Annotated in this window: 5 protein-coding genes; all 5 read right to left on the minus strand. The window is 45.1% G+C overall.

Features of this window, described 5'->3' with window-relative positions; genetic code table 11:
- Nucleotides 1–1,005 (minus strand): OprD family outer membrane porin (locus tag JZU62_RS01720; RefSeq protein WP_295011297.1); only part of this gene is annotated, 1,005 nt, incomplete at its 3' end.
- A 9-nt stretch (nt 1,006–1,014) separates the two neighbouring features.
- A complete protein-coding gene (gene modA / locus JZU62_RS01725; RefSeq protein WP_295011299.1) occupies nt 1,015–1,773 on the minus strand; it encodes a molybdate ABC transporter substrate-binding protein in 759 nt (252 codons plus the stop codon).
- Between the two features lie 191 nt (nt 1,774–1,964).
- Nucleotides 1,965–2,381, minus strand: coding sequence for a TOBE domain-containing protein (locus JZU62_RS01730; RefSeq protein ID WP_295011301.1), 417 nt, complete (start codon nt 2,379–2,381; stop codon nt 1,965–1,967).
- 115 nt (nt 2,382–2,496) lie between these two features.
- Nucleotides 2,497–2,706: a hypothetical protein gene (locus JZU62_RS01735; RefSeq protein WP_295011303.1), complete on the minus strand. Its 210-nt coding sequence runs from the start codon at nt 2,704–2,706 to the stop codon at nt 2,497–2,499.
- Nucleotides 2,707–2,773: 67 nt separating this feature from the next.
- A partial coding sequence (locus JZU62_RS01740) for a TOBE domain-containing protein (RefSeq protein WP_295011305.1) occupies nt 2,774–3,564 on the minus strand: 791 nt, incomplete at its 5' end.

Below are 3,564 nucleotides of genomic sequence, written 5' to 3' on the forward strand. Positions count from 1 at the left end.
ACCGTAGTTGGTTACGGCACGGAGCGCCCACAAATGTGAATCGATACTTTGGTCGGTGTCTCCGCTATTCGTTTGAGGACGGATGATAGCTCCGGCACCTTTATCACGCTGTTGGATAAAACGACCCCCTAAAGAGATAATAGCATCTCCCGCTTCGATGGCATAGTTTGCCTCTATCATACCTTGATCCAAGAGATCCGGCCAATGCATTACCCACCCTTGTAACTCTAAACCGTCAATCGATTTATTGGTCACACCGGCGATGAGTACATCAGGTGCTTCTCCATGTGTTCCGGCATTGGAATAGGTGGTTTTGTACCATGCTTTGATTGCATCGGGGGTATCTCCCGTATCCGCCATATTCCCGAAATGGGTCATACCGCGCTCTTTGATTTTGTCGGCATAATCGACTTGGATCGTGGTGTTCGCCAAATCGTTCGATTTGATTTGAATCCCTTCGATGGCAATCGGGATCATTTTGGTATCATTGGGAGTGATCCACGGATTACTCATTAACAATCGACCTGCTGTCGCTTTGGTTTTAGCAATATCGTATTGTAAATACGCCTGAGCAAGTACCGCGTATCCCGTACCGTAAGTAACCAAAGTAGTCGGATTGGTACCCGATAACGCAGTCGCACCATCACCTTCCCGTAAAAAGAGGTCGTTGCTGGTCGTAGCATTAAACTTGGTCGGGGTCGTCATGTTTCGACCGTCACTCTCATCGGTGATTCCTCCGGGATTTTGGGTCGTATAGAGACCTGTACCCGCACTGATTCCGTACAACGGAGCTGTTTTATAGAGTAAACTTCCCCCAATAGCAAAAGCGGTTGCCGTATTGTCTTTGTTGACGCCATCGTGCATATCCCAATCCGTGAGGAAATACTGGGTACGGATACGCCCCTCAAATTTCCCCTCTTTAAACGCTGATGCCAAATCATCCGCCGCTGTGGCGAATACCGCTGTCCCTAAAAGTAGTGCCGTAGCAAAGCTAAGTTTTGTCATTTCTAATCCTTATTTTTTAGCAGGTATGCCATACCCATTGGCTTTTAAGATCGTAATCGCTTTTGGTGAAGACATATAACGGAGGAATTTTTTGGCTGCGATCTGATTTTCAGGACTACCATTTTTGAGTCCTACCATCGCTTGATCGATAGTGTTATACGCTTTATCATCGACTTCGACCCATTTTCCGACATTTTTCATCTCAGGAGCGAGGACGATCGATTTTGCCATAAACCCGACATCGACCGCTTTGGTCGTCACATACGCACCCACTTGGGAGATCGATTCGGCGGTGATGATTTTAGGCGTAGCCGCATCGGCAACTTTATAGTATTTCATAGCGTTCATCGCTTCGATACCGTACGGAGCTGTTTTAGGATTAGCCACCGCGATTTTTTTGACACTCGGATCGGCAACAACGGCTACCCCTTTAGAGAGATCGGCACCAGTGTCGCTCCAGAGGATGAGTGTACCGAAAGCGTACACTTGAGATGGTGTTGTAGTGAAACCACTTTGTGCTAGCTTGGCAGGATACTCGACATCGGCAGATAGAAACGCATCGTATGGCGCACCACTCATAATTTGTTGCGTCAGCTTACCGGATGATCCGGTGATGATTTTCACTTCGATACCGCTCTCTTTGGAAAACTCTTTGGCAATGTCCGCTATTGCATATTTGAGGTTGGCGGCCGCAGCTACGGTAATGGTTTGGGCAGCAAGCGCAGAGGCAAACGCCAACGATGTCAGAACGATTTTGAGTAATTTCATCTCAACTCCTTAGTATCTATTTTGATATAACGATATTCATAAACGGACATTGCAAAAACGGTTCGCGGAAAAATGCGACAATTTCGTTATGCTTTGTAAGATATAACGAAATTATAGAGAAAATGTCTTAAAGTTTTCAGATTTTTTTACAAATAGGTCGTTTTGAGATTCGGGCAACGCCCGAATGAGAGTTATTTAGCGAGAATAATGAAGTTAGCTTTGATAAGGGCGTAAACGGTCTCACCAACTTTGAAATCCAAATCTTCTACCGCATCTTCTGTGATGACAGCGGTCAAAATCTGATCTCCCATAGCGAGTTTTAGTTCACTGTTTACGATACCATTTTTGACTTCAGTCACTTTTGTTTCAATAATGTTGCGAGTGCTGATTCTGCTTGGCTTATCTTTGGCAACCATTACAAACGGAGCTTTGATAATCGCATAAATACGCTCACCGACGCAGAGTTCCATCTCATCGACGGATTCATTGGTTACAACCGATTTTAGGACACTACTGCCCCCGATTGACATTACAACTTCACTGTTGATTTGACCTTTTTTTATTTCGGTAATTACACCTTGGAGTTGGTTGCGTGCACTTGTTTTCATGACATCCCTTTTGTTAATATGTGAATGTCTGCGGTTATGATAGTATTACTAAAGATAACTTAAAAAATTTCTTATTGATATTTTGACATAACGCTTAATGATATTATTTGAAGATTTATTCTTGTGAAAACTTTTTTTTATTCACGACAATAAAATGGACGAGTGCGACATACAGATAGGCAAACAAATTCCACCACCACCATTGAAAAAGGGTTGCCCACTCTACGGTATAGTAGCCCAATATTTTGAACATGCTTAATAAAACCAACAACCAAAATAGTGTCGCATGGAGCATCATCCAGTAATTTAGCCAATGGAGTTTCAAAAACTGCCTCTCAATTATTTTGTAATCGAATTGTAACCAAATTGTAATGCAAATGTAATATAAGCGGTTATAAACCGATAATAATGTGCTTGGGGGAGATAAGGGTATAGGCATTCATCCCCTCGGAGAGTTGCGCGGTATCTTTGTGATTCATGAGGGCGATTAGTTCTGTAAAAAGATCAAGCGCGAAGGTGATCTCATCCGTTTCGTCTTGGGATTCGACGCGCACGATTGTCCCTTTGAGTGCGTTCATCGCCTCATCGCTTTTTGGAGGAACGGTAACGATAGTAACATCACTCGATTTGATGATGGCGTAGAGATCGCATCCGATAGTGAGTCCCATATTTCGGATCGATTTGAGGGTGATAATGGACTGAATTGTATGGCTCCCCGTCAGGGATAGGGTAAGAAGACCGTTAAGACCTTGTTCCTCGATGGATAGGAGGGTGGCGGGGAGCTGATTTCGTGCACTGGTAGTGAGAAAGGTACGGCTCAGGATGCGGGCAAGACGTTCAGGATCGTGTCCCGCTTCGGCGAAACGGTCGATAAACTGGCGGTGCAGTTCGTTGAAACGTTGAAAGGTCGCGATGAGTTCACGCGCATACGGGGTGAGTTTTGTCCCTCCGCCCCCACGCCCGCCTGTGAGACGATCAATGAGCGGTTGATCGGCGAGGGCATTCATCCCGTTGATCCGCTCCCACGCCGCTTTGTAACTCATTTTCATCTCTTTGGCGGCGGCATTGATCGATCCCGTTTTATCGATTCGCTCCAACAGCTCGATTCTACCCGCACCCAAAAAGCTTTGCCCCTCTTTGGTGAGCCAAAAACGTCCGTCGATTTTCATTAGAGGGAGAAACT

Source organism: Sulfuricurvum sp., from assembly GCF_019163035.1.
In the GTDB taxonomy this organism is placed as follows: domain Bacteria; phylum Campylobacterota; class Campylobacteria; order Campylobacterales; family Sulfurimonadaceae; genus Sulfuricurvum.

Bases quoted from the DNA above. Each gene is read 5' to 3' on its own strand.
- modA (WP_295011299.1), bottom strand. From the start codon at position 1,773: ATGAAATTACTCAAAATCGTTCTGACATCGTTGGCGTTTGCCTCTGCG.
- JZU62_RS01730 (WP_295011301.1), bottom strand. From the start codon at position 2,381: ATGAAAACAAGTGCACGCAACCAACTCCAAGGTGTAATTACCGAAATA.